Here is a 26592-nt window from a genome sequence, read left to right as displayed (position 1 = left end):
AGCGTGTATGGCAACAACCAGTTCGTGGCCTCGGGTGCGTCGACGGGCACCGGTGCCTTTGGTGCCAACGGCGTGGCTGCGAACAACTTCACCATCAACGGGGCGCAAGGCAGCGCTACGATCACCGGGGCCTCGAACGCCACGGCTCAATCGCTGGTGTCGCAGATCAACCAGCAGACGGTGGTGACGGGCGTGACGGCCACGGGCCGCACCAATGCACAGCTGACCTTCGCGTCGGTGGGCGCCTACACCCTGCAAATCCGTTCGGACAATGGCACCGCGGCCGAGTCGGTGACCTTCAACCTGGTGGGCACGGCCAACACGCCCAGCGGTCTATCGGCGGCAATCTCCGCGATCAACGAGAAGTCGTCCAAGACGGGTGTGGTGGCCAGCCTGAACGATGCCGGCACGGGCGTCATGCTGACCAACGTGACCGGCAATGACATCGCGGTGAGCGACACGGCGGTGAGCAACGCGGGTGCAGTGACGGTGCAGAAGTTCGCGGCCAACACCTCGGGCACCCTGGTGTCGGCTGGCGCGGCCGTTTCGCTGGCGGCCGACACGACCGCCAACAACTCGATCGTCAGTGGTTACATCACCTTCGATTCGAACCAGTCCTTCGTGCTGGATGCGGCGGCGACCACGGCCAACTCCGCCTTGTCGGCCGATTCGTCGTCCGTGCTCAAGACGGTGGCGAACCTGGATGTGAGCACCGTGGTCCGCGCCAACGATGCGATCAAGACGGTGGACTCCGCCCTGGCCTTCATCAGCGGTGAGCGTGCCAAGTTGGGTGCCCTGCAGTCGCGCTTCGAGTCGACCATCAACAACCTGAACATCACGGCCGAGAACCTGACTGCATCGCGCAGCCGGATCCTGGACGCCGATTTCGCGGCGGAAACTGCGGCGCTGTCGCGTGCGCAGATCCTGCAGCAGGCTGGCACGGCCATGATTGCCCAGGCCAACCAGATTCCGCAGGGCGTGCTGCAGCTGCTGCAGTAAAGGTTGGGGGAAAGAGCTCGGGCTGGGAAGCAGATTCCCGGTCCTGCTTTCCAGGGTTGGCGCCGGAAACGGTGCCAGCCCTTTTTGTTTTGCATGATGGAATGCGTAAGGCGAGGTTCTTTTTGTTACGAGTTGGGTGGGCGGCTCCTCAAGTTTCGGTCCCTGAGGTCGATAACCGAGACAAGCAGAACAATGGTCTTTTGCGCCCCTTAATCCGCCGTGACAGGTGGATGGCGCGGAATCCATAATCTGCATTAATTTCGGCTGCTGGCGCCACTTCGGCGACCAGGCTGTTCAGGAGTGTTTTCATGGCTACGATTTCATCGCTGGGTATAGGCACAAGTGGCCTGGATGTGCAGAGCATCGTTTCTCAGCTGGTCGCGCTGGAAAAAAAGCCCCTGGAATCCCTCAAGCTCGAGGCTGCGGCAACCCAGACCAAGATCACCACGGTCGGGCAGATCAAATCCCTGGTGGATACCTTGAACACGGCCGTGGGCAAGCTCACCAGCGTGACGGGGTGGAATGCAGTGACGGCATCTTCGTCCGGAGACGCCGTCAGCGCCAGTGCCGTCGGCGGGACCCAGCCCACGAACTTCCAGTTTGAAGTGACCAATCTGGCCAAGTCGCAGTCCACCGCTTCGGCGAGCATTCCCACGGGCTCCGCCATCGGTGAGGGCACCTTGACTTTGCAACTCGGTACCTGGACCGGCGGAGCCTTCGCGGGCACCTTTGCCCCAGGCAGTGCCGCGGCAGTGGACATCAGCATCTCCGCCACGGACACGCTGTCGGATGTTGCGAGCAAGATCAACGGTGCCAACGCCGGTGTGACGGCCACCGTGCTCAACGACGGAACGGGTGAGCGCCTGTTGCTGACCAGCAAGAGCCTGGGCGCTGCTTCAGGGTTCAACCTGAGCGTGACGGACACCGGGGATGCCAACAACACCGATGCAAACGGTCTGTCGCGCCTGGTCAACGGGATCTCCGTGACGCGGCAGGCGGAGGATGCGGCAGCCAAGATCAACGGCATTGATGTCACTTCGACCTCCAACACCTTCACGAACGTGGTGTCAGGCGTGACTCTGACGGCCAACAAGACGAATGTGGGTAGCCCCGTGACCATCTCGGTCAGCCAGGACACCTCGGCGATGAAGACAAACATCGAAGCGTTCGTCAAGGCCTACAACGACATCAACAGCGTGCTGAACGAGGCCACCAAGTACGACCAATCTGCGGGAGTGGGAGGCCTGTTCCAGGGGGACAGCACCATGATTTCCTTGCAAAACGCGCTGCGTACGGCGCTTCAGACGGTGAATACCAGCGGCGGCACCGGTGCGCCTTACACCACGCTGAGCAGCATTGGTATTCGCGTCGTGGCGCCGACGCTGGGCGGCAGCACGGTGGGGAATGCCGGCCAGCTTGAAATTGACAGTACTACGTTGACGGCAGCGCTTGCCAATTCGGATGCGATGAAGGCCTTGTTCAGCAGCACGGAAGCGGGCAGCGGGCAAGGAATTGCCGTGAAGATCAAGAGCGTGACGACGGCACTCTTGGCAACCGACGGTTTCTTCAAGCGTAAGAGCGATAGTCTGGAACGCGAACTGGACGGCAACCAGGATCAGCAGGAGCGGGTGAATGACAAGGCCAGCCGGGTGGAGGCTCAACTCACCCGCAAATACAGCGCCTTGGACGTGCAGATGGCGAGTTTGAACTCCCTGAGCACCTATATATCGCAGCAAATTGCTCAGTGGAACAAGTCCAATTCTTGAGATTGAGCGGCTTTACTGGGGCCTGGGGTGTGCCGATATAGAGTTCAGTGGAGCGCAAAATAGCGGCTCATCGTTGAATTCCGTATCGGCTTGATTTTTAGATAGGACGGACCACCCCATGTTTTCCCCGGCACGCCCTGGCGCGGCCGATGCCTACCGGCGCATCGGCTTCGAGACCAGCATGCACACGGTCGATCAACACCAGATCGTGAATCTGTTGTTTGAAGGCTTGTTGCGTGAACTTGTCCGGGCGCGCGGCGCCATTCAGCGTGGCGACCTGCCCGTCAAGATCGACGCCATCTCTCGGGCCTTGCGCATCCTCGAGGAAGGGCTGTCGACCGGTCTGGATCGCATCGATGGCGGTGAGCTGGCGCAGAACCTGTCCACGCTGTACGACTACTGCATGCGCCAGATGGTGCTGGCCAACGCGCGCAACGATGAGCGGCTGCTGCAAGAGGTGCAATCGCTGCTGGAGCCGATTGCACAGAGCTGGAAGGACATCCGAACACAGGCCCTCGGGCCAGGTGCAGATTCAGGTACAACGTCCGTCCAAGACCAAGGCGCTGGCCCCTACGTGAGTGGCGCAGGAACCGGGAGATGACCATGTCTCAGATGCTGATTGATTACTACAAGTCGATTGAAGACGGCAGCCGCCGGATGCTGGAGGCCGCCCGTGCCAAGGATCTGGAAGGTGTGATGCGCTACGAGGGCGTGTGCGCCGTGCTCATCGAGCAGCTGCGCCAGCGCGCGCGCGAGGAAGACTTGCGACCGGAAGATCGACGTGAAAAGACGCAAATCATGCAGCGCATCTTGCGCAATGACGCCGAAATTCGTCAGCTGACCGAGCCTTGGCTGGGGGAGCTGGAAGACGAAATGATGGGCGGCCTTTTCGACAAGTCGCATCCGAAGGTCTTGCACTGAACCTTCCGCAGGCGCAGGCGCAGGCGCAGGCTCGTGCACGGCGCATGGGGCGCGCTCAACGATGAAACCGCTTTGGCATGGCTTGGTCCATCGGCCCAGCCTCTGACGGGTCAATCAAGCGTTGATCGAACCCGGGCGGCTGAAAATCAGACCGACATGTTCATGATGTCGGTGTAGGCCTGCACCATGCGGTTGCGCACATGCAGCGTGGCCTGGAAGCCGATCTGTGATTTCTGCATGGCCACCATGGTTTCTTCCAGGCTGACCTTCGGGTTTTCCATCTGCACTTGGCGCTGCAGATCGCCAGAGTAGTTTTGGGACTTGCTCACCGCGCGCAGCGCTGCCTTGAACTCGTCAGTGAAGCCTTGTGGGCCGTGCGATTCGTCGGGCATCAACGCCTTGCGGGCCGTGTCCGGCTGGGTGCGGTTGAGCGTCAGGTTGGGGTTCAGTCGCAAGTCCATGTCAGTGTTCCTTGGTTTGAACGGTCAAGTGGGGTCCATGAAGTCACGAACTGGGCCGGAAAAGCCGGGGTGATGGTGCTGTTGTCCTCTTGACAACCCCGGCTGAACACATCCGCGTCCGTGAGGAATTGGGGGTGATGCTAGTCCCCGCCCCCGGAGGCTTAGGGGGGAAAAGGAGGGTGTTTCTGGGCCTTTTTCCACTAAAGATTTTGGTCGCTGCCAGATAATTCCATGCCAAAGACGCCCGTAATGGGCTTACTCTGGCGTTACGACGCATGGAATGAAACATGGCTGAGGCTGCTGCACTTACCCCGATGACCCCGGTTGCGACGTCCCCGATGGCGTTGCCTGCCAATCCGACGCTGTCCCAGCGCTTCGCGGCGCTGGAGCGAGGTCAGAAGATGCGCCTGGCGGTGGGCGTGGCCTTGCTCGTGGCCGTGATCCTGGCCGCCGTGCTGATGAACAGCAAGACGGAATGGCGCGTGCTGTTCAGTGGTCTGTCCGACAAGGACGGTGGCGCCATCGTTGCGCAACTGACGCAGATGCAGGTGCCTTACCAGTACACCGAAGGGGGCGGCGCCATCATGGTGCCGGCCGACAAGGTGCATGACATCCGCCTGCGTCTGGCTTCGCAGGGGTTGCCCAAGGGTTCGGTGACCGGCTTCGAGTTGATGGAGAACAGCCGCTTTGGCGCAACGCAGTTCCAGGAGCGCGTGAATTTTCAGCGGGGCCTGGAGGGTGAGCTCACCCGGTCCATCCAGGCGCTGTCGTCTGTCCAGAGCGCGCGCGTGCACCTGGCCTTGCCGCAGCAGAATGGATTCTTCCGCGAGCAGCAGAAGCCGTCGGCTTCCGTGCTGCTGAGCTTGTACCCGGGGCGCATCCTGGACCGCGCGCAGATCGCGGGCATCGTGCACCTGGTGTCGTCCAGCGTGCCTGAAATGAAGCCCGAGGCCGTCAGCATCGTCGATGACACAGGCAAGCTGCTGTCTCAATCGCCCGATGGTGCCGCCGGTCAGGAGGGCATCGACACGCAACAGCTGAAATATGTGCAGCAGATCGAGGCCCAGTACCGTCAACGCATCCTGGACATCCTGGAGCCGGTGGTTGGCAAGGGCAATATACAAGCCCAGGTGACGGCGGATGTGGACTTCTCGCAAAGCGAGCAGACCTCCGAGACCCACACGCCCAATCAGGCACCAGACACCGGTGCGGTGCGCAGCCAGCAGACCCTGGAAAGCACCAACCCAGGTCCGGCCGGTCCCACGGGTATCCCCGGCGCGGTCAGCAATCAGCCGCCCGGACCCAATGCCGCGCCCATCAATGCCGCCGCGCAACCCTTGGCTCCTGGCGTACCGCAGTCCCTGGCCCAAGCCCAGGGTCAAGGTGCGGCGCCGCTGAGCACGCGCAAGGAATCCATCGTCAACTACGAGGTGGACAAGACGGTGCGCGTCGTGCGCGCGGCGCGCGGTGCCATCCGCCGCTTGAGCGCTGCCGTGGTGGTCAACCAGCGCACGCAGGCGGACGCCCGTGGAAATGTCGCGCCGGTACCGCTGACGCAGCAGCAGGTGGATCAGATGACGGCCCTGGTGCGCGAGAGCATCGGCTTCAATGGGGATCGTGGCGATTCCGTGAACCTGATGAACGCGCCTTTCGTGGTGGATGCGAAGGAAGACGAAAGCCTGGCCTTTTGGCAGCAGCCCGCCGTGCAGGAGCTGGCGCGTGATCTGGCTTGGCCTGTGGGTGCTGTCCTCTTGGCTCTGGCCGTGCTGTTTGGCGTGGTCCGCCCGGTGCTCAAGGCCATGCAGGCGCCGCCCAAGCCGCAGTTCAGTGCCTTGCTGGACGACGACCTGGAGTTGGGTCTGGCTGAGCCGGTCAAGAAGGGACCGCGGGTCCAGGAGCGTCAGTTGGAGGAAGCGCGCAAACTGGCGCGTGAGAACCCGGCTGCGGTGGCGGGCATCGTGAAGGCTTGGATCGGCAGCAACAAGGATGAGATGGCCTTGCTGCCCCAGAACCCGAATGCCGTGGTCAACTGACTGAAAGGCAAGGGAGCGGTATATGGCACAGACTACGATGACCGAAGGACTGCAAGACGCGGCTGTCTTGCTCATGTCCCTGGGCGAGACCGAAGCGGCCGAGGTGTTCAAGCACTTGGCCCCCAAGGAAGTGCAAAAGTTGGGCGAGGCAATCGCCCGGACCAAGTCCATCACCCGCGATCGTGTCGACGAGGTGATCGACCGCTTCACGACGGACGCGGCCGACCAAAGCCTGATCGTGACCGACTCGAGCGACTACGTGCGCTCCGTGCTGAGGCTGGCGCTGGGCGAAGACAAGGCCGCGTTGCTGATCGACCGCATCTTGCAGGGCGGTGATGTCTCCGGCATCGAAAGCCTCAAGTGGATGGACCCGGTGTCCGTGGCCGAACTCGTGCGCAACGAGCACCCGCAGATCCTGGCCGCGATCCTGGTGCACTTGGACTACGACCAGGCCGCCGCCGTGCTCAAGCTGCTGGGTGACCGCCAGCGCAACGAGGTGATGCTGCGCATCGCGACCATGGAAGGTATTCAGCCCACCGCGCTCAAGGACCTGAACGAAGTGCTGTTCAAGGTGCTCTCGGGTGGCGATAAGGTGCGCAAGGCGTCGCTGGGTGGCGTCAAGACCGCCGCCGAAATGATCAACCTGCTGGGCACGACCCTGGAAGGCGCGGTGCTCGAATCCATCCGCAGCTTCGATGCGGAACTCGCGCAGAAGATCATGGACAAGATGTTCGTCTTCGACGACATCATCAAGCTCGACAACAAGGCGATCCAGATCGTGCTCAAGGAAGTGCCGGCCGATTCGCTCATCGTCGCGCTCAAGGCCGCACAACCGGCGCTGGTCGAGAAATTCCTGCTCAACATGTCCTCGCGCGCCTCAGAAGCCATGCGCGAGGATCTGGAGTCGAGCCCGCCCATGCGCCTATCGGAAGTCGAGGTCCAGCAGAAGGAGATCGTCAAGATCGTGCGCCGCCTGGCCGACGAAGGCGAAATCAGCATCGGCGGCGGTGGCGATGAAGACGTGATGGTCTGAGCATCGTCCCGGCGGCGTCCGAGGCCTTGCCACCAGCGTTCCCAGTATGTCCTGATTGAAACCCATGCCGCAGACCAACTCTCGCACCGGTTCCCGCTTCATCCCCAGCGAGGAAATCAACCAACTCACCCGTTGGGATTTCAACGACGTGGACGAGGCCGGACTGTTGCTCGCGCAGCAGGCTCGTGAGCGTGAGGAGCAGGCTTTGCTGCTGGAGCAGCAGGCGTATGAAGAAGCCATCTTCAACCGGGGGCGCGATCAAGGTTACTCCGAAGGTTATGCCGCTGGCTTCGAGCAAGGCAAGGCTCAGGCCCAGGCCGAAGGCCAGAAACAACTCAGCGACTACATCAGCACGCAAGGTCAGGTGGCCTCGCGGCAATTCGGCGCGCTGATGGCGGCCACCAACGACCAACTGGAAGCGGCGCAGCAGATGGCCGCGCAGTCGGTGTTGGAGTTGGCTTGCGAACTGGCGCGGCAGGTGCTGCGCAAAGAGATCGCGGGCAACCCGAACGCGCTTTTGCCCGTGATCCGCGAGGCACTAGGGCAATTGTTCGCCGACGTGCGTGCAGCGCAGTTGCGTCTGCATCCGCTGGACCTCGAGATGTTGCAGGACGTGCTTTTGGAGGAGTATCCCAACCTCAAACTCACCTTGCAGCCCGACGCCGCTTTGAGCCGGGGTGGGTGCATTGTCGAAGCCGCTGGCACCGTGATCGATGGGCGCTTGGAAAAGCGCTGGCTGCGCGCCATCGGACGCCTGGGGCAGTCCATGGACTGGGAAGAGGACGCGCCGCGGAACGCGCAGACAACGGCGTCCAAGGAGCAGGAGTCTGGCCATGGCCGCCATGCCGACTGAAGTTGACGCGGACATCCCGGGCGACTCGGAGTCGACCGCGGATCCGGGGGCGCGTTGGCGTGTTTTCCTGGACCAGGCGCGACGTCAGGCGGCGGTTGCCCAAACCACGCTGGAGACGGGCGGCACGCTCACGCGCTTGACCGGTCTGGTGCTGGAAGCTGCCGGTATCCGCGCCAGTGTGGGCTCGCAATGCCTCATCAGCCAAGCGGGGCAAAGTCCCGTGCTGGCCGAAGTGGTCGGTTTCGCGGGGGATCGGGCTTATCTGATGCCCGCGGGTGACGTGCAGGGTCTGTCCAGTGGCGCCAGCGTGATGCCCACCGCGCCCTACGTGCCGCCGTTGCGCCTGGGCACGATTTCGCTCGTGGGGGCTGAGGCATTGGCGACCGTGCCGCAACTGATGGCGGCGGGTCAGCTGCGTCTGCCCTTGGGTGAAGGCCTGCTGGGGCGAGTGGTGGATGCACAAGGCCAACCCATGGACCATCGCGGCCCGCTGACGAACGTGGTGTCACGTCCGCTGGACCGCAGCCCGCTCAATGCCATGGACCGCGCGCCGGTGCGCGAGCCGCTGGACACGGGCGTGCGCAGCATCAATGCCTTGCTGACGGTGGGGCGAGGCCAGCGCCTGGGCCTGTTTGCTGGCGCCGGCGTGGGCAAGAGCGTGCTGCTGGGCATGATGGCGCGCTACACCGAGGCCGACATCATCGTGGTCGGTCTGGTCGGGGAGCGGGGCCGCGAAGTCAAGGAATTCATCGAGGACATCCTGGGCGAGGAAGGTCGTCGTCGCTCTGTCGTGGTGGCGGCCCCGGCCGACGCGCCACCTTTGCTGCGCATGCAGGCCGCTGGTTATGCCACGGGCGTGGCCGAATATTTTCGCGACCAGGGCAAGCATGTGCTCCTGCTGATGGATTCGCTCACGCGTTTTGCCATGGCGCAACGCGAGATCGCGTTGGCGGTCGGCGAACCACCGGCAACCAAGGGCTACCCGCCGTCGTGTTTTGCCAAGTTGCCGCAGCTGGTCGAGCGCAGCGGCAACGGTTTGAACGGCGTGGGCTCCATCACCGCCTTCTATACCGTGCTGGCCGAAGGCGATGATCAACAGGATCCAATCGCCGATGCCGCGCGTGCCATTTTGGATGGCCACATCGTGCTGACCCGCGCCTTGGCGGAGGCCGGACACTACCCTGCCATCGACATCGCGCAATCCGCCTCGCGTGTGATGCACAACGTGGTGTCCAAGGAACATTTCGAGCTGGCGCGGCAGTTCCGCGGCATTTCGTCTCGCTATGAACGCGGTCGTGACCTGATCCAGATTGGTGCTTATGTGCCGGGCGCCGATCCCGGACTGGACGAGTCCATCCGTCTGCACGAACCGATGATGGCTTTCCTGCAGCAGGACATGTACCAGGGCGTGACGCTGGGCGAAAGCCTGGGTGGCATGGCCGCGGTCCTGCAACGTGAGCCCAATCCACAGTCGGCCAGATCAGCGCAAGCGCAGCCGCAGCGCTCGTCGCAGCCCGGGATGCAAGGGCAGGCTGGTAGAAGTCAAGGGGCGGTCGCGTGACGCAGGCACTGCGCAGTCTGCAACTGGCCATCGAGATGGCCACGCGCGCGCGCGACGAGGCTGATCAGGCCTTGCAGCACGCCTTGCGCGTGCTGCAGAACGCTCAAGCGCAGATGGCGCAGTTGACGGGTTATGCCGACGAGACCGATTTGCGCTGGACCACCGCCAACGTGGCGGCGCTCAGCGGCGAAGTGATGATGCACCACCGCAACTTCATGGGGCGCTTGCGCGAAGCCATCCAGATGCAGGAAGGTGTGCTGCGCAATCTCGAGCGACAGGCCGACGCGGCTCGGCAAAGGCGGGTGCAGCGGGAAATCAAGCTCAAGTCCTTCCAGCAACTGATGGACAAGAGGTTACGCGAGCGTGCCTTGCAGGCGGCGCGGCGCGAACAGAAGCAGATGGATGAATTCGCGGGACAAATGCATGCGCGCCAAGTCGTGGCGCGCCGCATGCGCGAGGAAAACACAGGAGAAAGCCGATGAGCATGGAACATGGTGTGAACACGAGCACGGTCAAGAACTCCCACGGTACGCACGGCACCAGTGGCCACGGGTATGGCAAGAGTCAAGCCGGTGCGGCGGGCGGCTTTGCTTCTCTGCTGTCCGGGCTGGGCGCGGAAGATGAAACTCTGGGTCCCGAACTGCTGGGGTTAGAAGCCACCCAGACAACTGCAGGCGAAGGTTTTGATCCGGCGGCTGATATTGACGCTGCCGCAGTGGTGCCTGGTTTTGGTTTCGATCCGCTGCGTGGTGCCAGCACGCATGTGCCGCAGGATGAAGATCCCGCGCAGACCGCCGCGGCCGCGGCCGCAGCGCTCGCGGCATTGGGCCTTGATCCCCTGGCAGGTGCGGAGCCGATGAAGCCCGACACCTTGGGTGGTTCCGTGCCGACGCTGGCGGCCACGGTCGTCTCGGGTGGAGCGGGTTTCAACTTTGCTCAACCGGGTACAAATATGCCCGTGTCGGGCGGCGCAACAGCTGCGGTCGCCAAGAACACCACCGCTCTGGCGGGTGCCCGGGGCACCGGGGCTCAGGCGGGCGCCGAGACCCAGGGGGGTGCGCGGGAGGTCCCCCAACTGCGGGAACTGGCGCTGCCCGCCAAGTCCCCCGAAGTCAGCACGCTGGCCATGGATGGCCTGGGCCAGCAACGCCCATTGGGGCAGCGCAATGCCGTGGTCCGGGCTGATGCCGCGAAGGCTGACGCACTGCGTGGCGCCAAGGGGGACGATGCCGCCGCGCGTCTGGGATGGCGCAGTGAGATTTCGACCCAAGTGGCTCAGGCTAACTTGGCCGCAGGCGGGTCCCAGACGGGGTTCACTGGAGACACTGCGAGCGGGCGCTTCGGTTTCGGGGCTGGCGAACGTGGCGAAGAGGGTGCACGCCTACCCTTGAACGAGCTTGTCGCAGCGGGTGCGGTGTCCTCTGGGGTAAGCGGCGCGACCAGCGTCGATTCGAGCAATTCCTTGACGCCCGCAACCGTCTACACGGACCCTGCGCTGAGCGCTGAAACCCAGGTGGCCGAACAGGTGAGTTACTGGATCGGGCGCGGTGCGCGCAACGCCGAGATTTCCGTCGAGGGGCTCGCCGAGAATCCGATCCACATCACCATCGCGATGCAGGGGCAGGAAGCGAGCGTGGCCTTCCGTGCCGAGCAGGCCGAGACGCGCCAGGTGCTGGAGGATGCGATGCCGCACTTGCGCGAGCTTCTGGAGCGCGAGGGCTTGACCTTGGCGGATGTGTCTGTCGGCCATTCCAACACGGGTTGGAATGGGGGGTCTCAAGCCAGTGCCCAGGCGCGCGAAGATGCCGCCAGCCGCGCGCGGGTCGGCATGCGCCAGAGTCAGGAAGATCCCGGGGTGCCGGCACAAGGTTCAGCGCGCGTCGTGCCGCTGCCGGCCGGGCGGACTCTGGATCTTTTCGTGTGAGAAGCCCGTCAAACGCAGCGACCTGCTCGGCCGTCCCCGGTGCCGGGCGCGCAGGACATGCCATCCGACGCAGGGGGTGCTGGGGGTCTGATTGGCGTGATTTTTCACCCTTAATCTGCCGATCGACCGCCAACTGGGCGAGAATAATCCATTGAATCAGCGGGTTTGCATCAAACTCGCGAACCCCAATCACTGTTGTAGAGGAAGCTGCCGTGGCTACTGCGAACAAGCCTGCTGAAACCGCCACCCCCGTCGCCAAGCCCAAGAGCAAGCGCTTGCTGATGGTCGGGGTGCTGCTGGTGTTGATGGCCGTGGCCGTGGCCGGTGGCTGGCTGTATCTGCAGAAGCGCAATGCGGACATCATGCTTGGCGTCGAGGAGGAGCATGAGGAGGAAGAGGAAGAGGTGGTGGTCGAGATGGCCGCTCCGGTCTACCTGCCGCTGGACACCATGGTGATCAACCTCGCGCCGGATGGGGACCGCGTGGCCCAGATCGGCATCACTCTGGAGGTCATCGACAACGCCGCCTTGGAGCGGGTCAAGAACTATCTGCCGGCCCTGCGCAGCGACATTCTGCTGCTGCTGTCCCAACGCACGGCGGAGGAACTGCTGACGAACGAAGGCAAGGAAAAACTCAAGGCTGACATCCTCGCATCCGCAGCCGCGCAACTGAAAGCGCCTCGCAAGCCGGGCGAAAGGCGTATGCCCCAACCGGTGCGCAAGGTGCATTTCTCCAGCTTCATCGTGCAATAAGCCGCCTGAACGCGCATGAAATGAACCAACGGAACAGGCCCACCCCATGAGTGATTCGTTCCTTTCCCAAGAGGAAGTTGATGCCCTGCTGGAGGGCGTCACCGGTGAGAGTCAACGCTCGACCGAAGACGCCGCGAAGATCGGTGAAGTCCGCTTCTACAACATTTCCAGCCAGGAACGCATCGTCCGCGGGCGCATGCCGACGATGGAAGTCGTCAACGAGCGTTTCGCCCGCAACCTGCGCATCAGCCTGTTCAACTTCATCCGGCGCAGCCCGGAAATCTCCGTGGGTCCAGTCCAGGTGCAGCGCTACAGCGCCTTCTTGCGCGAGCTGGCCGTGCCCACGAGCTTCAACATCATGGCGGTGCGCCCGCTGCGCGGCAACGGCATGATCGTCTGCGAGCCCTCGCTGATCTTCGGCGTGATCGACACGCTGTACGGCGGTATCGGCAAGTTCCAGTCCCGCATCGAAGGGCGCGACTTTTCCGCCACCGAACAGCGCATCATCAACCGCCTGGTGGATGTGATCTCGGACGAGTACAAGAAGGCTTGGCGTGGCATTTACCCGCTGGAGCTGGAGTACCAGCGCAGCGAAATGCAGCCACAGTTCGCCAACATCGCAACCCCGAGCGAAATCGTGGTGTCCAGCTCCTTCCAGCTGGAAATTGGCGAGATGTCCGGCACCATCCATTTCTGCATTCCGTATGCGACGCTGGAGCCGATCCGCGATGTGCTGTATTCCTCGACCCAGGGCGACTCGATGGAAGTCGACCGTCGGTGGGTCAATGTGCTGACGCGCGAAATCCAGTCGGCCGAGGTGACCCTGGTGGCCGAGCTTGCGCGCGCCAATACGACGGTGGAGGAACTGCTGGCGATGAAGGTCGGTGACTTCATCGAGTTGGAGCGCCAGCCTCGCATTGAGGCGACAATCAGCGGCGTGCCGGTTTTCGAGTGTCAATACGGCACGCACAACGCCAAGTACGCAATCCGCATCGAAAGAAGCCTGCGCGGCAATGACACTAGTTGGATGGGGGAACGCTAATGGCAACGGGAAACACTGAAAACGCAACGGGCACCGAGCAGAAGCCGGAAGACGATCCGATGGCCGATTGGGCCGAGGCGCTGCAGGAGCAGAAGCCTGACGGGGATGGATCGGCCGAGCAAGGCGGTGTGCTCAGCGAGAGCGCGCGCGCTGACGCGCCGGCGGCGGACATCAACATGGTGCTGGACATTCCCGTCCAGTTGTCCGTGGAATTGGGCCGCACCAAGGTGCCGATCAAGCACATCCTGCAGCTGGGACAGGGCTCGGTGGTGGAGCTGGACGCGCTGGCAGGCGAGCCCATGGATGTGCTGGTCAACGGCTATCTGATTGCCCAGGGTGAGGTGGTGGTGGTCAACGACAAGTTCGGCATCCGTCTGACCGACGTGGTCACACCGTCCGAGCGTCTGCGCCGCGTCAGCCGGGGTACTTGAGACGCCCGCGTCTGAAGTTGCGCCGGGTGGCCCGGTGGTGCCGCAAACCTGGCCGGTCGCGATTTACACTCCCGCTTTATGCAAAGCCTCGCTCTGGTTCTTCTTTTCCTCGCCCTGCTGGTTGGAGTGGCTTACGCCCTGCGCTGGTACCAGCGGCGCCACGGCCTGGGCATGGTGCCCGGCTCCACCGCCAACATCATCTCGACCGTGGCCGTGGGGCCGCAACAGCGGGTGGTGACGGTCGAAGTCGGCCCCGAAGGGGCCCGAACCTGGCTGGTGCTGGGCATCACGGCACAGAACATCAACTGCCTGCATGTGATGCCGGCGGGTACCCAGCCTGCTCCTGCTCGCACGGGCATGCCAGGGCGCTGAGTGCCTGTTGCTGACATCGGCCAGCCCGCAACCACCTGCCTCACCATGAAGATGCCCGTCCTATTCCGGCGTGGATTGTTCAGCGGGTGCCTGCCGTCGCCGCGCGCGATCGCCGGCCTGCTGCTGTTGACTTTGACCCTACCCGCCCTGGCCCAGGACAGCGGCGGCATGTCTCTGCCCTTGATCACGGCAAGCAACCGGGGTGGCACCAGCTATTCGGTGCCGATCCAGACCTTGCTGTTCTTCACGGCGCTGTCCTTTCTGCCGGCCGTGCTGCTGATGATGACGGGTTTCACCCGCATCGTGATCGTGCTCTCCCTGCTGCGCCAAGCCTTGGGCACGCAGTCCGCGCCGCCCAACCAGGTCATCATCGGACTGTCCTTGTTCCTGACGTTCTTCGTGATGGGGCCGACCTTCGACCGCGTGTACGCCGAGGCCTACCAGCCCTATACCCGCAATGCGCTGACCTTCGAGCAGGCGGTGGACCGCGCCGAGGTGCCGGTGCGCGAGTTCATGGCCAGGCAAACCCGACAGTCAGACTTGGCCCTGTTTGTGCGCCTGGCCAAACTGGACGCCGCCACCACGGCAGAAAACGCGCCGATGCGGGTGCTGATACCCGCCTTCGTGACCAGCGAATTGAAGACGGCGTTTCAGTTTGGCTTCCTGATCTTCATTCCCTTCCTGGTGATCGACATGGTGGTCGCCAGTGTGCTGATGTCCCTGGGCATGATGATGCTGTCGCCCGTGCTGGTGGCCTTGCCGTTCAAGCTCATGCTGTTCGTGCTGGCCGATGGCTGGAATCTGCTGATTGGCTCGTTGGCCGCCAGCTTCGGAACCTCGTGAAGGAGTGATCGGGCATGAATGCGGAATTTGTGCTGACCTTCGGTCAGGAGGCCCTGTTCATCTTGTTATTGGTTTCTGCCCCGCTGTTGGGCGCGGTCTTGCTGGTGGGGTTGCTGGTCAGCCTGTTCCAGGCCATCACGCAGATCCACGAAGCCACCCTGGCCTTCGTGCCCAAGCTGGTGGTGGCCTTGGCGGTGTTCGCCTGGGCGGGGCCATGGATGCTGAGCGTGCTGGTGGACTACATCCGTCGCACCATCGAAATGTTGCCCAGCGTCGCGCTTTGACGCCGCGCGCATCTTCGGGTCGTGCCCGACTTGCCTTCATTCTCCGACCAAGCCTGACTCTTCGGCGCCGCCATGCTGACCTTTGACGAAGCCCAGATCATGGCGTGGCTCACGCCATTTCTGTGGCCGTTCCTGCGTGTGTTGGCCGTATTCTCCTCGGCCCCCATCTTCTCGACGCGGGCGTTCCCGGTGCGTGCGCGCATCCTGCTGGCGATGTTGGTGGCGGTATGCGCGCAGGCCACGCTGCCGCCCATGCCCGTGATCAGTCTGAACAGCCCGGAAGCCCTGGGCGTGGCGGTGCAGCAGGTGGCCATCGGCCTGGCCATCGGTTTTGTCGTGCGCCTGGTGTTCGCGGCCTTCGAACTGGCTGGCGAGGTGATCGGTTTTCAGATGGGGCTGGGGTTTGCCTCGTTTTTTGATCCCACGCTCAGCGGCCAGAGCAACGCAGTGGCACGGCTATTTGGTTATATCGCGGCCTTGCTCTTCGTGGTGCTGAACGGGCATCTGCTGGTGTTGTTGGCCGTCACCCACAGCTTTGTCGCCTTTCCCGTCTCCCCGGATTTCCTGAGCAATGTCCGTTCCATGCAAATCCATATGTTGGGCGGGGAGCTGTTCGCCAGCGCCCTGTGGATCGCTTTGCCCATGATCGGTCTGATGCTGTTCACCAACCTGGCGCTGGGCATCATCTCGCGTGTGGCGCCACAGATGAACGTCTTCGCGATCGGTTTCCCTTTGACGATCTTCGTGGGCTTGATCGGCCTGACGGCGACTTTGCCCATGCTGGACGGGCCATTCCAGTCCCTGTTGGACCGGATGATGGATTTGTTTGGGCGGCCTTAGTCCCGCCGAACCCCGGCGCGGCCTGGCTAGACCAGGCCGTTGCGGATCGCGTAGACCGTCAGCTCCGCGTTGTTGGCCAATTTGAGTTTTTCCAGCACCCGGGAGCGGTAGACGCTGACTGTCTTGGGACTGAGCATCAGTTCCTCGGCGATGTCGGACAGCCGCTTTCCGGATGCGATCTTCAGCAAGGTCTGCAACTCCCGTTCGGACAGGCTGTTGTGCAGGGCCTCTGTGCTGGGCGTGGCCAGGTTGTCGACCAGCATCTGTGCCACGTCCGGCGTCACGTACTTGCGCCCCTGGGCAATCGTACGCACCGCAGTGACCATGTCCGCCGGGTTGCCCGCCTTGTTCAGGTAGCCCTGCGCGCCAGCACGCAGGCAACGGATCGCATACTGATCCTCCGGGAACATGGAAACCACGAGCACCTTGGTTTGCGTGTCTGTTTCGCGCAGGGAGGCCAGCACCTCCAGGCCGCTGCGCCCTGGCAGATTGATGTCCAGCACCAGCACATCGCAGGGGACGCTGCGCATCAACTCCCGTACTTCCGAGTAGCTGCCGGCTTCGCCAGCGATCTGGATATCTACTGCCTCGGCGAGCGTGTCGCGGATGCCGCGGCGCACCACGGCATGGTCGTCGCAGAGAATGACACGGATCATCGGGCGGGTTCCTCCATCATGTTTCTTCCGCAAGCCCGGGGCGGTCCTGCGAGGAGAGCGGAATTGAAAGGGTAATCGAAGTGCCTGCCCCGGTGCGGCTGCTGATGTCCAGCCAACCGCCGACGGTGCGGGCGCGCTCCTGCAAGCCCTTGAGGCCGAAGGACCTGGGTTTGTCACGCTCCTTGGCGGCGATGCCTTGGCCGTTGTCGGCGATCTCCAGCGTCAGCACGCCTTCCGCGTCGGAAAGATCAATGTGGACTTCGCTGCAGCGGGCATGCTTGGAGATGTTGGTGAGGGCTTCCTGCGCCGTCCTGTAGGCGGTCAGCTGGATGTCCCTACGCAGGTCGGCATGGCTCAAGGCGGCGCGCAGCGCGGTGCGTATGGCGGTGCGGCGTTCGAATTCGCGTGCCAGCCAATCGATGGCGGCGTACAAGCCTTGGTCCAGGATGGCGGGGCGCAGGTTCATCATGATGCGCTGGCTGGCCCCGATGGCATGCCGCAGCATCTCGGTGGCGGCCTGGACATGGGTCAGTGTTTCCGCGTCGGTATGGTGGCGGCTGATCCAAGACAGGTCGAACTGGATCGCGGCCAAGGAACCCCCGATGTCGTCATGGATTTCGCGGGCGATGGCGGCCCGCTCCTGCTCGATGGAACTTTGCAGATGCTCCGCGAAACGCGCCAAGCGCTGCTCGGAGGCGGCCAGTTCCTCGACGGCCTGTTCACGCTCATGCTGCGCTTGTCGGACTTCCATCGCACGTTGAATCACATGCGCGAGCTTGCCCAGGTCGTCCTTGAGCAGGTAGTCACTCATGCCCAGTTGAATGGCGTTGACCGCTGCCGTTTCCCCAATCGCGCCCGACAGCAGGATGAAGGGCGGTGTCCGCCGCAATCCCGGCATACCCTGCATGGCTTGCCAGGCGTCCAACGCGGTAAAGCCTGGCAGTCGGTAGTCGGCGAGCACCGCGTCATAGCGCTCGCGCCCGAGCGCCTGCATGAAACCTTCCAGACTTTCAACTCGTGTCAACTCGCAGGCCAGGCCCGCGCGGCGCAAGGCTTGGCGAACGATGTCGTGATCCAGCGTGGAGTCCTCCAAATGTAGAAGCTGGATGGCGGGCGGGCGTGAAAGTTGCTGCATGGGGGCGGTGCGAGGGATGGGTTGCAGCAGGGGGGCGGTGAGTGTGTGGGAGGAACGGGTTGGGAAACGCGCAAATGTTGAGCAAATCCGTGGTAATTCAGGGGAATCTGCTACGCTAGGGTCCCGCAAAATTCTAAATGCTGGACGGTGAACTGTATGGAGCCGAGAATCGGACAGGCAACTTGAAATTCAACTGAAACAATCATGCAAGCCCCCAACTCCCTGCCCTCAGAACGGCCCACCGTGCAATTGCCGGTGATGCTGGTCGCCGAGGTGCAGGACTCCCTGTTGGTGGTTACCCATGATCTAGCGCGCTTGGACGGTTTGCTGGCCCATACGATGGAAAATCTGATGGAACGCTTCACGCGGGCCCTCGATGGTCTGGATAAGCTGCCCAAGATCGATGCGGCGGCGCTGAAAGAAGTGCGTGATGCACTGGGGTCCGCAGTCACGGAACTGCAGTTCCAGGACATGGCGTCCCAGCTTATCACGCATACTTCCAAGGTGCTGCAGGGCTGTGCTTACCGCCTGGCTTCCGAGGCCATGGGCCAGGAAGATGGCGAGGCTGTGCCCTTTGTCGAGGATGTGCCGGAGCGGCCCAATCCGGTGACTCAAGATGAAATGGATGCCGGATCAATTGAATTGTTCTGACGCATTCCAGATAACCCTAAAACAACTTTTCTCCGGAGCTAAACATGGCCCTGATCCTTGCAGTAGATGACTCGCCCTCCATGCGTAAGATGGTCGCCTTCACCCTGACGGGCGCTGGTTATCAGGTTGTGGAAGCCGCCGATGGGCAGGAAGCCCTCGAAAAGGCTCAGCAGCAGCATGTGGACCTCGTGCTGACAGACCAGAACATGCCGCGTCTGGATGGCCTGGGGCTGATCCGCAAATTGCGCGCTGACCCCAAGTACAAGGACACGCCCATCCTGATGCTAACCACCGAGTCCAGCGACTTGATGAAGGAAGCCGGCAAGACGGCGGGTGCCACGGGCTGGCTGGTCAAGCCTTTTGACCCAGCGCGCCTGCTGGAGGTCATCCAAAAGGTCATCAAGTAAGCAGGGCGGATGGCGGCCGCTGTCCGCGCGACACGAGCGCACAACAAGGAGTAGGTTATGGCCGAGGGCTATCAGGAAAGCGGCGCCGGCGATGGGCTGGATCTGACCCAGTTCTATCAAATCTTCTTTGAAGAAGCCGGTGAGAACCTCGACCAGATGGAGCAGATGCTGCTCAACCTGAATCTGGAGACTGCCGACGACGAGGCGCTCAACGGTATTTTCCGTTGTGCGCACTCGGTCAAGGGCGGGGCTGCCACGTTCGGTTTCAGCGACGTGGCCGAACTGACCCACCAGATGGAGTCCTTGCTGGACAAGCTGCGTCGGCATGAGTTGCAACCCAACCCCTTGATGGTGGATGTCCTGTTGGAGTCCGCCGATGCATCGCGACTGCTGCTGGCGCGGCATCAGACCGGGGACACCAGCGATCCGCCGTCCACGGCCGGGCTGGTGCAGCGCATCAGCGAACTGGCTTCTGGTGGCATTCCGGTGATGGCCGAACCGGTGGTGGAAATGGCGCCAGTGGTCGCGGCGCCTACCCCTGTCTCTCCGCCCCCGCCTGCGCCAGCCGTGAGCGCTCCCAAGACATCGCAGTCACGACTGCTGGAGATTCGCCTCGGCCCCTTGGAGCGCAGCGAGCAAGCCGACGGCGTGAAGGACCTGTTTCGGGACATCGCTGGTCTTGGGCGCATCGCCGAAGTGGCCAGCGACAAACCGGATATCCGTGTGCTGAAAGTCCGGACCACTTCTGCGGACAGCGAGCTGCTGGACTTGTTCGCTTTTCATGTTGCGCGGGAGCAGGTTCAGATCGAGCAACTGCCTGTGGAAGACGGCAGCATCGCATGGCTGGATCTGGAGGACCCGCCGGTGGATGCGCCGGTAGCGCCGGCCCCAGGCTACGGTTTCTTCGAGAATGCCCCCGGCTACAACACGGCGCCTGCCGCGCCGCCGAAGGCGCCCGTTGCCGCGCCCGCCGCTCCGCGCCCGGCAGTCGGTGGCGCCAATGCCTCGGCTGCCGCGCATGCAGCCCAACCGGAAGCTGCGACCATACGGGTGGCGATCAGCAAGGTCGATCAGCTTATCAACCTGGTGGGCGAACTCGTGATCACCCAGGCCATGTTGGCGCAAAACAGCCAGGCCTTGGACCCCGCGGTCAATCAGCAACTGCTTGCGGGTCTGGCAGACCTCGACCGCAACACGCGCGACCTGCAGGAATCGGTGATGTCCATCCGTATGATTCCGATGTCCATCGTGTTCAGCCGTTTCCCGCGCATGTTGCGTGACCTGGCCAGCAAGCTGGGCAAGAAGGTGGACTTTGTCACCCAGGGGGAGGCCACGGAGCTCGACAAGGGTCTGGTCGAGAAGATCACCGACCCTTTGACCCACCTCGTGCGCAACAGCTGCGACCACGGCATCGAGATGCCCGAGGACCGTGTCAAGGCCGGCAAGCCGGAGACCGGCACCATCACCTTGTCCGCCGCGCATCAGGGCGGCTCCATCGTGATCGAGGTGCGGGACGATGGTCGTGGTCTGTCGCGCGAGAAGATTCTGCAGAAGGCCCGTGAGCGTGGCATCGAGGTGTCGGACAGCATGTCCGATCCGGATGTCTGGCAACTCATCTTCGCGCCGGGTTTCTCCACCGCCGAAGTGGTGACCGATGTGTCGGGCCGCGGCGTCGGCATGGACGTGGTGAAGAAGAACATCGCTGCCCTCAACGGCACGGTGGAGATCGATTCGGTCGTGGGACAGGGCATGAAAGTCTCCGTGCGCCTGCCGCTGACCTTGGCCATCATGGATGGCATGTCGGTGGGCGTGGGCGACGAGGTGTATATCCTCCCGCTTTCCTCGGTGGTCGAGTCCTTCCAGGTCAAAGACGAGGCGGTCAACACGATCGCGCAGGGCTCCCGATTGGTCAAGGTGCGTGAAGAGTACATGCCCGTGATCGAACTGGAAAAGGTATTCCGTGTGCCCCGGCATGGGTCCGACAAGGCCAGTGACATCATGGTGGTGGTCGAGGCCGAGGGCAGTCGCGTGGCCCTGCTCGTGGATGAGCTCCTGGGGCAGCAACAGGTGGTGGTGAAGAACCTGGAGACCAACTACCGCAAGGTGCCCAATGTGTCTGGCGCCACCATCCTGGGTGATGGGCAGGTCGCTCTGATTCTGGACACGAGCGCCCTGGTGCGGCGTTCGCGTCATTGATTGCAGCGAGGAGTTACGTGATGAATCAGGTGGTTGGTGAAGGCAAGACGACCATGGCGGGTGCCCGGGAATACCTCACGTTCCGCCTAGGCCAGGAGGAATATGGCATCGATATCCTCAAGGTCCAGGAGATTCGGGGCTACGAGAAACCGACCCGCATCGCCAATGTGCCGGAATTCATCCGTGGCGTGGTGAACCTGCGGGGCACCATCGTTCCCATCGTGGACATGCGTCTGAAGTTCAACTGCGAGAAGGCGGAGTACAACGGCTTCACGGTCGTCATCATCCTCAATCTCTACAGCCGCGTGGTGGGCATCGTGGTGGATTCTGTCAGCGATGTGATGGAGCTGACCTCCGAGCAGGTGCGCCCAGCGCCGGACCTGGATGCAACTCTGGACAGTTCTTCGGTGCTCGGTCTGGGGTCGGTGAACGATCGCATGTTGATTTTGCTGGACATCGAGAAATTGATGGCCAGCGTGGACATGGGTCTGGTGTCCCTGGGCGCGTGAGCATGCGGCGCAGTTCCAACACACTCACTCAATGGGCTGCTAGCGCATGCTGACCGCGGACAAAGTTGCTCGTCCAGCCAAACCGGGGCCTGGATCCGGTATGGGCTCAGGCGTCAATCCAGATGCCTTGGCGGGTGAGCAACAGACGCGTGAGTTCAGTTGGACCCAGGAAGATTTCGTGCGTGTGCAGTCGTTGATCTACCAGCGCGCGGGCATCAGTCTGCACGACGGCAAGCACGCCATGGTCTACAGCCGCTTGTCGCGGCGTTTACGCGAGACGGGGTATCAGAGCTTTCGAGACTATCTCGCCTGGCTGGAGTCCCACGACGGACCGGAATGGCAGGAATTCGTCAACGCATTGACCACCAACCTGACCTCGTTCTTTCGTGAGCAGCACCATTTCGATATTCTTTCCGAGCATCTCAAATCCCATCCCGGGCGCTCATGGCAGGTCTGGTGCAATGCGGCCTCTACCGGTGAGGAACCGTATTCGATCGTGATGACGGCCTTGGAAGCTTTGGGGCCACAAGCGCATTTCAAGCTCCAGGCCAGCGACATCGACTCCAAGGTGCTGGCGACGGCTTCGCGTGGGGTGTACCGCATCGAAGCGGCCAAGGGGCTGGACACAGGCAGGCTGCAGAAGTTCTTCCTGCGTGGCAAGGGCGCCAACGCGGGCCTGCTGCGCGTGAAACCTGAGCTGCAGCGCATGGTGGAGTTCCTGCAGGTCAACCTGATTCGAGACGATTGGCCGTTCAAGGACGCCTTTGACATTGTGTTCTGCCGCAACGTCATGATCTATTTCGATGCGCAGACCCAACGCAAGGTCTTGGAGAAGATCCATCGCGTCATGAAGCCGGGCGGCCTGCTTTTCGTTGGGCATTCCGAGAACTTCAACGAATCGCGCGACCTGTTCGTGTTGCGCGGAAAGACTGTCTATGAGCGGCGCTGAACATGAAACCGGATGGCTCGCCATCGCGCGACCCAACCCGTCTAGCGCGTTGAGGGGCCGCACATGAGTACGCCAGACCTGTCAGCACGCCCGGCCGCGACGTCGTCCCTGCGCCCCGTGACGCAGGGCGGCGCCAAGATCCTGGCAGGTGGGCGAGTCTCCCGCGTGGACGAACTGCGCGCCCAGGCGCGCAAGCCCGGGGAGGCTTCCTTTTTCTACGTGGACCATCATTTTCAGTACGACGCCGTGAAGGTTCTGCCGGGTGAGTACTTCGTCACCGGCGAGGACGTCCTTGTGATGACGGTACTGGGGTCCTGCATTGCTGCCTGTATCTGGGACAACAAGGCGCGCTTGGGTGGCATGAACCATTTCATGTTGCCCGAGGGGGAGGATGGTTCTGGTCGTTATGGTTCTTATGCGATGGAACTGTTGCTCAACGAGATGTTCAAGCTGGGCGCGCGTCGGGAAACGATGCAGGCCAAGATTTTTGGCGGCGGTGCTGTGATGGCGGGTTTCACCACCATGAATGTGGGGGAGCGCAACACCCAGTTCGTGTTCGACTATTTGGCTGCCGAGCGGATTCCGGTGGTCTCGCAGGACGTGCTGGACGTGCATCCGCGCAAGGTGTGTTTCTTCCCCGTGACCGGCAAGGTGCTTGTCAAGCGCTTGGCGCATGCGCATCCGGAAGCCCTGGTCGTCGAGGAGCGCAAGGGCAACGCGGTCAACGTGGCCAAGTCGACGGCGGGTGGCTCGGTGGACTTGTTCTGAACACACCCGTTGGTGCTTGAAGGGGAGAGGATTTGAAGAAGATACGCGTGGTTGTGGTGGATGATTCAGCGCTGGTACGCAGCCTGCTGGCCGAGATCATCAATCGGCAACGAGACATGGAGTGCGTGGGCGTGGCCAACGACCCACTGGTCGCGCGCGAGATCATTCGCGAATTGAATCCCGACGTGATCACCCTGGATGTCGAGATGCCGCGCATGGACGGCCTGGATTTCCTAGGGCGTCTGATGCGCCTGCGTCCCATGCCTGTGCTCATGATCTCCACCTTGACCGAGCGGGGCGCCGAGGTGACCATGAAGGCGCTGGAGCTTGGTGCGATAGACTTCGTCGCCAAGCCCCGCATCGGTTTGGCCGACGGCATCAAGGAGCTGGCGGATCAGATCGTCGAAAAGATCCGTGTCGCCGCCTCTGCCCAGGTCAAGCGTGCGGTTCCCCAGCCGGCCGTGGCGCGCACCGCCACCTCGACGGAGGCGGCGGGTGTTGCCGCACCGCCACCCGCCAAATTGCTCGGACGCGTGTCCACGGAAAAACTGATCTGCATCGGCTCCTCCACCGGGGGGACGGAAGCCGTGAAAGAAGTGCTGATGCGCATGCCCGCAGATGCGCCGGGCATCCTGGTGACGCAGCACATGCCGCCGGGATTCACGACCAGTTTCGCCGCGCGCCTGAATGGCCTGTGCCAGATCACCGTCAAGGAAGCCGTGGACCGGGAACGTATCTTGCCTGGCCATGCCTACATCGCCCCGGGTGGGCGCCACCTGCGTATCGATCGCAGTGGCGCAAACTACATCGCCATCGTCGAGGATGGCGAGCCGGTCAATCGCCACAAACCATCGGTGGAAGTGCTGTTCCACTCCTGTGCCCAGGTGGTCGGACCCAATGCGTTCGGCATCATGTTGACGGGCATGGGCAACGATGGCGCCAAGGCCATGCGGGAGATGAAGGACGCGGGCAGCTACAACTACGTGCAGAACGAGGCCACCTGCGTGGTTTTCGGCATGCCCCGGGAGGCCATTGCCCATGGTGCTGCGGACGAAGTGCTGCCTTTGCTTGAAATTGCACCTGCCCTGCTGAGTCGCTTGCGTAGCGGTGGCGGAGACCGCTACCGGGTTTGAACACGCGGGATATCTAGGCCTAGGCGTCACCAAGCCCCGCGTCAAGAACCAGGCGCTTATTCACGCAGCGACAGGGCTTCCCAGCGCGCGAGCGCTTCCGTCAAGGCCTCATCGATCTGCGCATCGCGTTGATGCAGCTCGGCGGCCCGGCGTGGGTCCGTGCTGTAGATTTGGCCGGACGCCAGGTCTGCGCGCAGGCTGGCTTGCTCTTTCTCCAGCCGATCAATGAGGTCTGGCAGGGTCTCTAGTTCCCGGCGTTCCTTGTAGCTGAGCTTGCTGTCGCGTTGCACAGCGGGGGCTGGCGTTGGGCGCGGGGTCTCCGCAGGCGGCGGCACCCGATGGCCTGTGGCAAGGCTCTGTCCGCGCCCCTCCATCGAGCGCCTGGATTGTGTGAGCCAATCCTCCACGCTGCCCTGGTACTCCTGCCAACGTCCGTCACCTTCGTGGGCGATGATGCTGGTCACGACCTGGTCGAGAAAGTTGCGGTCATGGCTGACCAAAAACACGGTGCCGGGGTAGTCTTGAAGCAAAGCTTCCAGCAACTCCAAGGTGTCGATGTCGAGATCGTTAGTGGGCTCATCCAGCACCAGAACATTGGCGGGCCGGGCGAACAAGCGGGCCAACAGCAGGCGGTTGCGCTCGCCGCCCGACAATGAGCGTATAGGCGTGTTGGCTTGGGTGGGGGAAAACAAGAAGTCGCCCAGGTAGCTCTTCACATGCTGGCGGCGATTGCCAATCTCTACCCACTCGCTGCCAGGACTGACGAAATCCTCGAGGGTTGCGTTCAGGTCCAAGGCATCGCGCATCTGATCAAAGTAAGCAACCTGTTGGTTGCTGCCGCGACGAATCTGCCCCTGATCAGCTTCCAGTTCACCGAGGATCAGTTTCAGCAGGGTGGTCTTGCCGGCGCCATTCGGGCCGATCAGGCCGATCTTGTCGCCACGCAGCAAGGTCGCGCTGAAATTCCGGATGACGACACGCTCGCCAAATGATTTGCTGACCTGGCTGAGCTCCGCGACCAGTTTGCCGCTGGGCGTGCCTGTGGCGATGTCCATGCGCACGCGGCCGACTGCATCTCTGCGTTCAGCACGCTGGGTGCGCAGACGCTCCAGGCGCGATATGCGGCTTTGGCTGCGCGTGCGCCGGGCTTCGACGCCTTTGCGTATCCAGACCTCTTCCTGGGCCAGCAGCTTGTCGGCCTTGGCCTGGATGACCTCTTCCTGCGCGAGTTGATCTGCTTTCTGCGTCTGGTAGGCGGCGTAGTTGCCGGGGTAGTCCCTCAGCTGGCCCCTATCCAGTTCGACGATTCGCGTGGTGATGGCATCCAGGAAGGCGCGGTCATGGGAAATGACGATCACGCTGCCATCAAACTCGCGCAGCAATGCTTCGAGCCACAGGATCGACTCAAGATCGAGGTGGTTGGTTGGTTCGTCCAGCAACAACACATCGGGCCGCGCCACCAGTCCCCGGGCCAGCGCGACACGTTTGCGCATGCCGCCAGAAAGCGTCGACATATCTGTGTCAGCCGGTAGCTGCAGGCGGTGCAGTGTTTCGTCCAACCTTTGCTGCCAATTCCACCCATCACGTGCTTCGATCTCGTCTTGGAGTTGGGCCAGGTCACCGTCGCCTTGTGTGTACCGGCTCGTCAAGGCCATCAAGTCGGCCAGTCCCTCTCGCACAGCCTCCAGCACGCTGACGCTGTTGGGCGCGAAGATTGGCTCTTGTGGCACATAGGCTAAGCGCAGACCTTGTCGCAGCTGAAGTGCGCCGTCATCCAGCTTCTCTAAGCCCGCCAGGACTTTGAGCAAGGATGATTTCCCGGTTCCATTGCGGCCGATGAGCCCGACGCGCTCGCCAGTCTCGAGAGAGAAGCTGGCACGATCAAGCAAGGGCGCGTGGCCATAGGCCAGAGCGGCGTCCATCAGGGTGATATCCGACATGACTAGAGGGGCGAGGCGGGAAGTGGTTCGAGCGAAGGTCAGATTCTGACTGCTGCGCCCCGGGTCGAAGGCGATCGCATCCGCCTGCCGCCTAAATTTTTTGAGTCGCGGTTTGCGAGGCGGCAAAACCTCG

29 protein-coding genes are annotated in these 26592 nt (G+C 62.6%); 24 read left to right on the top strand and 5 right to left on the bottom strand.

The window, feature by feature from the left end; genetic code table 11:
* Window positions 1–999, top strand: a 999-nt coding sequence (locus AZ34_RS00140) for a flagellin (protein WP_051509414.1), incomplete at its 5' end; no start/stop codon positions are given.
* A 148-nt stretch (window positions 1000–1147) separates the two neighbouring features.
* Here AZ34_RS00140 and AZ34_RS18130 read toward each other — a convergent pair.
* Entirely contained in the window at window positions 1148–1309 is a 162-nt protein-coding gene (locus tag AZ34_RS18130; protein ID WP_155831677.1) for a hypothetical protein, read from the bottom strand.
* On the opposite strand from AZ34_RS18130, the gene fliD reads away from it, so the two are divergent.
* The 3 genes from fliD to AZ34_RS00125 all read left to right on the top strand — a co-directional run bounded on the left by fliD (window position 1308) and on the right by AZ34_RS00125 (window position 3686).
* Entirely contained in the window at window positions 1308–2765 is a 1458-nt protein-coding gene (gene fliD, locus AZ34_RS00135; protein WP_035603427.1) for a flagellar filament capping protein FliD, read from the top strand. The genes AZ34_RS18130 and fliD overlap by 2 nt on opposite strands.
* A 118-nt stretch (window positions 2766–2883) precedes the next feature.
* On the top strand, window positions 2884–3366 hold the full coding sequence (fliS, locus tag AZ34_RS00130) for a flagellar export chaperone FliS (protein ID WP_035603425.1): 483 nt from the start codon (window positions 2884–2886) through the stop codon (window positions 3364–3366).
* A gap of 2 nt (window positions 3367–3368) precedes the next feature.
* On the top strand, window positions 3369–3686 hold the full coding sequence (locus AZ34_RS00125) for a flagellar protein FliT (RefSeq protein ID WP_035610477.1): 318 nt from the start codon (window positions 3369–3371) through the stop codon (window positions 3684–3686).
* Between the two features lie 146 nt (window positions 3687–3832).
* On the opposite strand, the gene fliE is transcribed toward AZ34_RS00125, so the two are convergent.
* Entirely contained in the window at window positions 3833–4147 is a 315-nt protein-coding gene (gene fliE, locus AZ34_RS00120; RefSeq protein WP_035603422.1) for a flagellar hook-basal body complex protein FliE, read from the bottom strand.
* A gap of 314 nt (window positions 4148–4461) precedes the next feature.
* Here fliE and fliF point away from each other — a divergent pair, with 314 nt between their 5' ends.
* The 13 genes from fliF (at window position 4462) to fliR (ending at window position 16115) form a co-directional block, all read left to right on the top strand.
* Window positions 4462–6180: a flagellar basal-body MS-ring/collar protein FliF gene (gene fliF / locus AZ34_RS00115; protein WP_051509413.1), complete on the top strand. Its 1719-nt coding sequence runs from the start codon at window positions 4462–4464 to the stop codon at window positions 6178–6180.
* A 22-nt stretch (window positions 6181–6202) separates the two neighbouring features.
* On the top strand, window positions 6203–7213 hold the full coding sequence (gene fliG / locus AZ34_RS00110) for a flagellar motor switch protein FliG (RefSeq protein WP_419670179.1): 1011 nt from the start codon (window positions 6203–6205) through the stop codon (window positions 7211–7213).
* 64 nt (window positions 7214–7277) lie between these two features.
* Window positions 7278–8066: a FliH/SctL family protein gene (locus tag AZ34_RS00105; RefSeq protein ID WP_035603416.1), complete on the top strand. Its 789-nt coding sequence runs from the start codon at window positions 7278–7280 to the stop codon at window positions 8064–8066.
* Window positions 8047–9627 carry a flagellar protein export ATPase FliI gene (gene fliI, locus AZ34_RS00100; RefSeq protein WP_051509412.1) on the top strand — a complete coding sequence of 527 codons (1581 nt, stop codon included), beginning with the start codon at window positions 8047–8049 and terminating at the stop codon, window positions 9625–9627. Before AZ34_RS00105 ends, fliI begins: the two co-directional genes overlap by 20 nt.
* Window positions 9624–10109 carry a flagellar export protein FliJ gene (gene fliJ / locus AZ34_RS00095; protein ID WP_051509411.1) on the top strand — a complete coding sequence of 162 codons (486 nt, stop codon included), beginning with the start codon at window positions 9624–9626 and terminating at the stop codon, window positions 10107–10109. Before fliI ends, fliJ begins: the two co-directional genes overlap by 4 nt.
* Window positions 10106–11551: a flagellar hook-length control protein FliK gene (locus tag AZ34_RS00090; RefSeq protein WP_035603413.1), complete on the top strand. Its 1446-nt coding sequence runs from the start codon at window positions 10106–10108 to the stop codon at window positions 11549–11551. Before fliJ ends, AZ34_RS00090 begins: the two co-directional genes overlap by 4 nt.
* 212 nt (window positions 11552–11763) lie before the next feature.
* Entirely contained in the window at window positions 11764–12303 is a 540-nt protein-coding gene (locus tag AZ34_RS00085) for a flagellar basal body-associated FliL family protein (protein WP_035603410.1), read from the top strand.
* Window positions 12304–12349: 46 nt separating this feature from the next.
* Window positions 12350–13345, top strand: coding sequence for a flagellar motor switch protein FliM (gene fliM / locus AZ34_RS00080; RefSeq protein WP_035603408.1), 996 nt, complete (start codon window positions 12350–12352; stop codon window positions 13343–13345).
* Complete coding sequence (gene fliN / locus AZ34_RS00075; RefSeq protein WP_035603405.1) at window positions 13345–13776, top strand: flagellar motor switch protein FliN; 432 nt, start codon at window positions 13345–13347, stop codon at window positions 13774–13776. The genes fliM and fliN overlap by 1 nt, the downstream gene beginning before the upstream one ends.
* Window positions 13777–13854: 78 nt before the next feature.
* Complete coding sequence (locus AZ34_RS00070; protein ID WP_035603402.1) at window positions 13855–14148, top strand: FliO/MopB family protein; 294 nt, start codon at window positions 13855–13857, stop codon at window positions 14146–14148.
* 51 nt (window positions 14149–14199) lie between these two features.
* Window positions 14200–14991, top strand: coding sequence for a flagellar type III secretion system pore protein FliP (gene fliP / locus AZ34_RS00065; protein WP_197026585.1), 792 nt, complete (start codon window positions 14200–14202; stop codon window positions 14989–14991).
* 14 nt (window positions 14992–15005) lie between these two features.
* The gene (fliQ, locus tag AZ34_RS00060) at window positions 15006–15275 is read left to right on the top strand and encodes a flagellar biosynthesis protein FliQ (protein ID WP_035603397.1); all 270 of its coding nucleotides are present in this window, start codon (window positions 15006–15008) and stop codon (window positions 15273–15275) included.
* Between the two features lie 72 nt (window positions 15276–15347).
* Complete coding sequence (gene fliR, locus AZ34_RS00055; protein WP_035603394.1) at window positions 15348–16115, top strand: flagellar biosynthetic protein FliR; 768 nt, start codon at window positions 15348–15350, stop codon at window positions 16113–16115.
* A gap of 26 nt (window positions 16116–16141) precedes the next feature.
* On the opposite strand, the gene AZ34_RS00050 is transcribed toward fliR, so the two are convergent.
* Window positions 16142–16771, bottom strand: coding sequence for a response regulator transcription factor (locus AZ34_RS00050; RefSeq protein WP_035603391.1), 630 nt, complete (start codon window positions 16769–16771; stop codon window positions 16142–16144).
* 16 nt (window positions 16772–16787) lie between these two features.
* Window positions 16788–17906 carry an ATP-binding protein gene (locus tag AZ34_RS00045; RefSeq protein WP_035603388.1) on the bottom strand — a complete coding sequence of 373 codons (1119 nt, stop codon included), beginning with the start codon at window positions 17904–17906 and terminating at the stop codon, window positions 16788–16790.
* A gap of 204 nt (window positions 17907–18110) precedes the next feature.
* Here AZ34_RS00045 and AZ34_RS00040 point away from each other — a divergent pair, with 204 nt between their 5' ends.
* The 7 genes from AZ34_RS00040 to AZ34_RS00010 all read left to right on the top strand — a co-directional run bounded on the left by AZ34_RS00040 (window position 18111) and on the right by AZ34_RS00010 (window position 24519).
* A complete protein-coding gene (locus AZ34_RS00040; protein WP_035603385.1) occupies window positions 18111–18557 on the top strand; it encodes a hypothetical protein in 447 nt (148 codons plus the stop codon).
* 44 nt (window positions 18558–18601) lie between these two features.
* The gene (locus AZ34_RS00035) at window positions 18602–18964 is read left to right on the top strand and encodes a response regulator (protein ID WP_006298969.1); all 363 of its coding nucleotides are present in this window, start codon (window positions 18602–18604) and stop codon (window positions 18962–18964) included.
* A 57-nt stretch (window positions 18965–19021) separates the two neighbouring features.
* A complete protein-coding gene (locus AZ34_RS00030; protein WP_035603381.1) occupies window positions 19022–21160 on the top strand; it encodes a chemotaxis protein CheW in 2139 nt (712 codons plus the stop codon).
* 20 nt (window positions 21161–21180) lie between these two features.
* On the top strand, window positions 21181–21669 hold the full coding sequence (locus tag AZ34_RS00025) for a chemotaxis protein CheW (RefSeq protein ID WP_035603378.1): 489 nt from the start codon (window positions 21181–21183) through the stop codon (window positions 21667–21669).
* A 100-nt stretch (window positions 21670–21769) separates the two neighbouring features.
* Window positions 21770–22618, top strand: coding sequence for a CheR family methyltransferase (locus AZ34_RS00020; protein WP_051509410.1), 849 nt, complete (start codon window positions 21770–21772; stop codon window positions 22616–22618).
* A gap of 63 nt (window positions 22619–22681) precedes the next feature.
* A complete protein-coding gene (gene cheD / locus AZ34_RS00015) occupies window positions 22682–23386 on the top strand; it encodes a chemoreceptor glutamine deamidase CheD (RefSeq protein WP_197026475.1) in 705 nt (234 codons plus the stop codon).
* A gap of 32 nt (window positions 23387–23418) precedes the next feature.
* Window positions 23419–24519 carry a protein-glutamate methylesterase/protein-glutamine glutaminase gene (locus AZ34_RS00010; protein ID WP_035603372.1) on the top strand — a complete coding sequence of 367 codons (1101 nt, stop codon included), beginning with the start codon at window positions 23419–23421 and terminating at the stop codon, window positions 24517–24519.
* A gap of 56 nt (window positions 24520–24575) precedes the next feature.
* Here the strand turns inward: AZ34_RS00010 and AZ34_RS00005 are convergent, their stop codons facing one another.
* Complete coding sequence (locus AZ34_RS00005) at window positions 24576–26459, bottom strand: ABC-F family ATP-binding cassette domain-containing protein (RefSeq protein ID WP_035603368.1); 1884 nt, start codon at window positions 26457–26459, stop codon at window positions 24576–24578.
* Window positions 26460–26592 lie beyond the last annotated feature (133 nt).

The organism is Hylemonella gracilis str. Niagara R (assembly GCF_000600295.1).
GTDB classification, from domain to species: Bacteria; Pseudomonadota; Gammaproteobacteria; order Burkholderiales; family Burkholderiaceae_C; genus Hylemonella; species Hylemonella gracilis_A.
The sequence above is the reverse complement of the archived record's forward strand: the minus strand, read 5'-3'. Positions and strand labels throughout refer to the sequence as shown.

Bases quoted from the DNA above. Each gene is read 5' to 3' on its own strand.
- fliM (WP_035603408.1), top strand. From the start codon at position 12,350: ATGAGTGATTCGTTCCTTTCCCAAGAGGAAGTTGATGCCCTGCTGGAG.
- fliQ (WP_035603397.1), top strand. From the start codon at position 15,006: ATGAATGCGGAATTTGTGCTGACCTTCGGTCAGGAGGCCCTGTTCATC.
- fliD (WP_035603427.1), top strand. From the start codon at position 1,308: ATGGCTACGATTTCATCGCTGGGTATAGGCACAAGTGGCCTGGATGTG.
- AZ34_RS00105 (WP_035603416.1), top strand. From the start codon at position 7,278: ATGCCGCAGACCAACTCTCGCACCGGTTCCCGCTTCATCCCCAGCGAG.
- fliE (WP_035603422.1), bottom strand. From the start codon at position 4,147: ATGGACTTGCGACTGAACCCCAACCTGACGCTCAACCGCACCCAGCCG.
- AZ34_RS18130 (WP_155831677.1), bottom strand. From the start codon at position 1,309: ATGAAAACACTCCTGAACAGCCTGGTCGCCGAAGTGGCGCCAGCAGCC.
- AZ34_RS00005 (WP_035603368.1), bottom strand. From the start codon at position 26,459: ATGTCGGATATCACCCTGATGGACGCCGCTCTGGCCTATGGCCACGCG.
- AZ34_RS00020 (WP_051509410.1), top strand. From the start codon at position 21,770: ATGGGCTCAGGCGTCAATCCAGATGCCTTGGCGGGTGAGCAACAGACG.
- fliN (WP_035603405.1), top strand. From the start codon at position 13,345: ATGGCAACGGGAAACACTGAAAACGCAACGGGCACCGAGCAGAAGCCG.
- fliP (WP_197026585.1), top strand. From the start codon at position 14,200: ATGCCCGTCCTATTCCGGCGTGGATTGTTCAGCGGGTGCCTGCCGTCG.
- fliR (WP_035603394.1), top strand. From the start codon at position 15,348: ATGCTGACCTTTGACGAAGCCCAGATCATGGCGTGGCTCACGCCATTT.
- fliG (WP_419670179.1), top strand. From the start codon at position 6,203: ATGGCACAGACTACGATGACCGAAGGACTGCAAGACGCGGCTGTCTTG.
- cheD (WP_197026475.1), top strand. From the start codon at position 22,682: ATGAGTACGCCAGACCTGTCAGCACGCCCGGCCGCGACGTCGTCCCTG.
- AZ34_RS00090 (WP_035603413.1), top strand. From the start codon at position 10,106: ATGAGCATGGAACATGGTGTGAACACGAGCACGGTCAAGAACTCCCAC.
- AZ34_RS00025 (WP_035603378.1), top strand. From the start codon at position 21,181: ATGAATCAGGTGGTTGGTGAAGGCAAGACGACCATGGCGGGTGCCCGG.
- AZ34_RS00125 (WP_035610477.1), top strand. From the start codon at position 3,369: ATGTCTCAGATGCTGATTGATTACTACAAGTCGATTGAAGACGGCAGC.
- fliI (WP_051509412.1), top strand. From the start codon at position 8,047: ATGGCCGCCATGCCGACTGAAGTTGACGCGGACATCCCGGGCGACTCG.
- AZ34_RS00070 (WP_035603402.1), top strand. From the start codon at position 13,855: ATGCAAAGCCTCGCTCTGGTTCTTCTTTTCCTCGCCCTGCTGGTTGGA.
- AZ34_RS00035 (WP_006298969.1), top strand. From the start codon at position 18,602: ATGGCCCTGATCCTTGCAGTAGATGACTCGCCCTCCATGCGTAAGATG.
- fliF (WP_051509413.1), top strand. From the start codon at position 4,462: ATGACCCCGGTTGCGACGTCCCCGATGGCGTTGCCTGCCAATCCGACG.
- AZ34_RS00030 (WP_035603381.1), top strand. From the start codon at position 19,022: ATGGCCGAGGGCTATCAGGAAAGCGGCGCCGGCGATGGGCTGGATCTG.
- AZ34_RS00045 (WP_035603388.1), bottom strand. From the start codon at position 17,906: ATGCAGCAACTTTCACGCCCGCCCGCCATCCAGCTTCTACATTTGGAG.
- fliS (WP_035603425.1), top strand. From the start codon at position 2,884: ATGTTTTCCCCGGCACGCCCTGGCGCGGCCGATGCCTACCGGCGCATC.
- AZ34_RS00040 (WP_035603385.1), top strand. From the start codon at position 18,111: ATGCAAGCCCCCAACTCCCTGCCCTCAGAACGGCCCACCGTGCAATTG.
- AZ34_RS00050 (WP_035603391.1), bottom strand. From the start codon at position 16,771: ATGATCCGTGTCATTCTCTGCGACGACCATGCCGTGGTGCGCCGCGGC.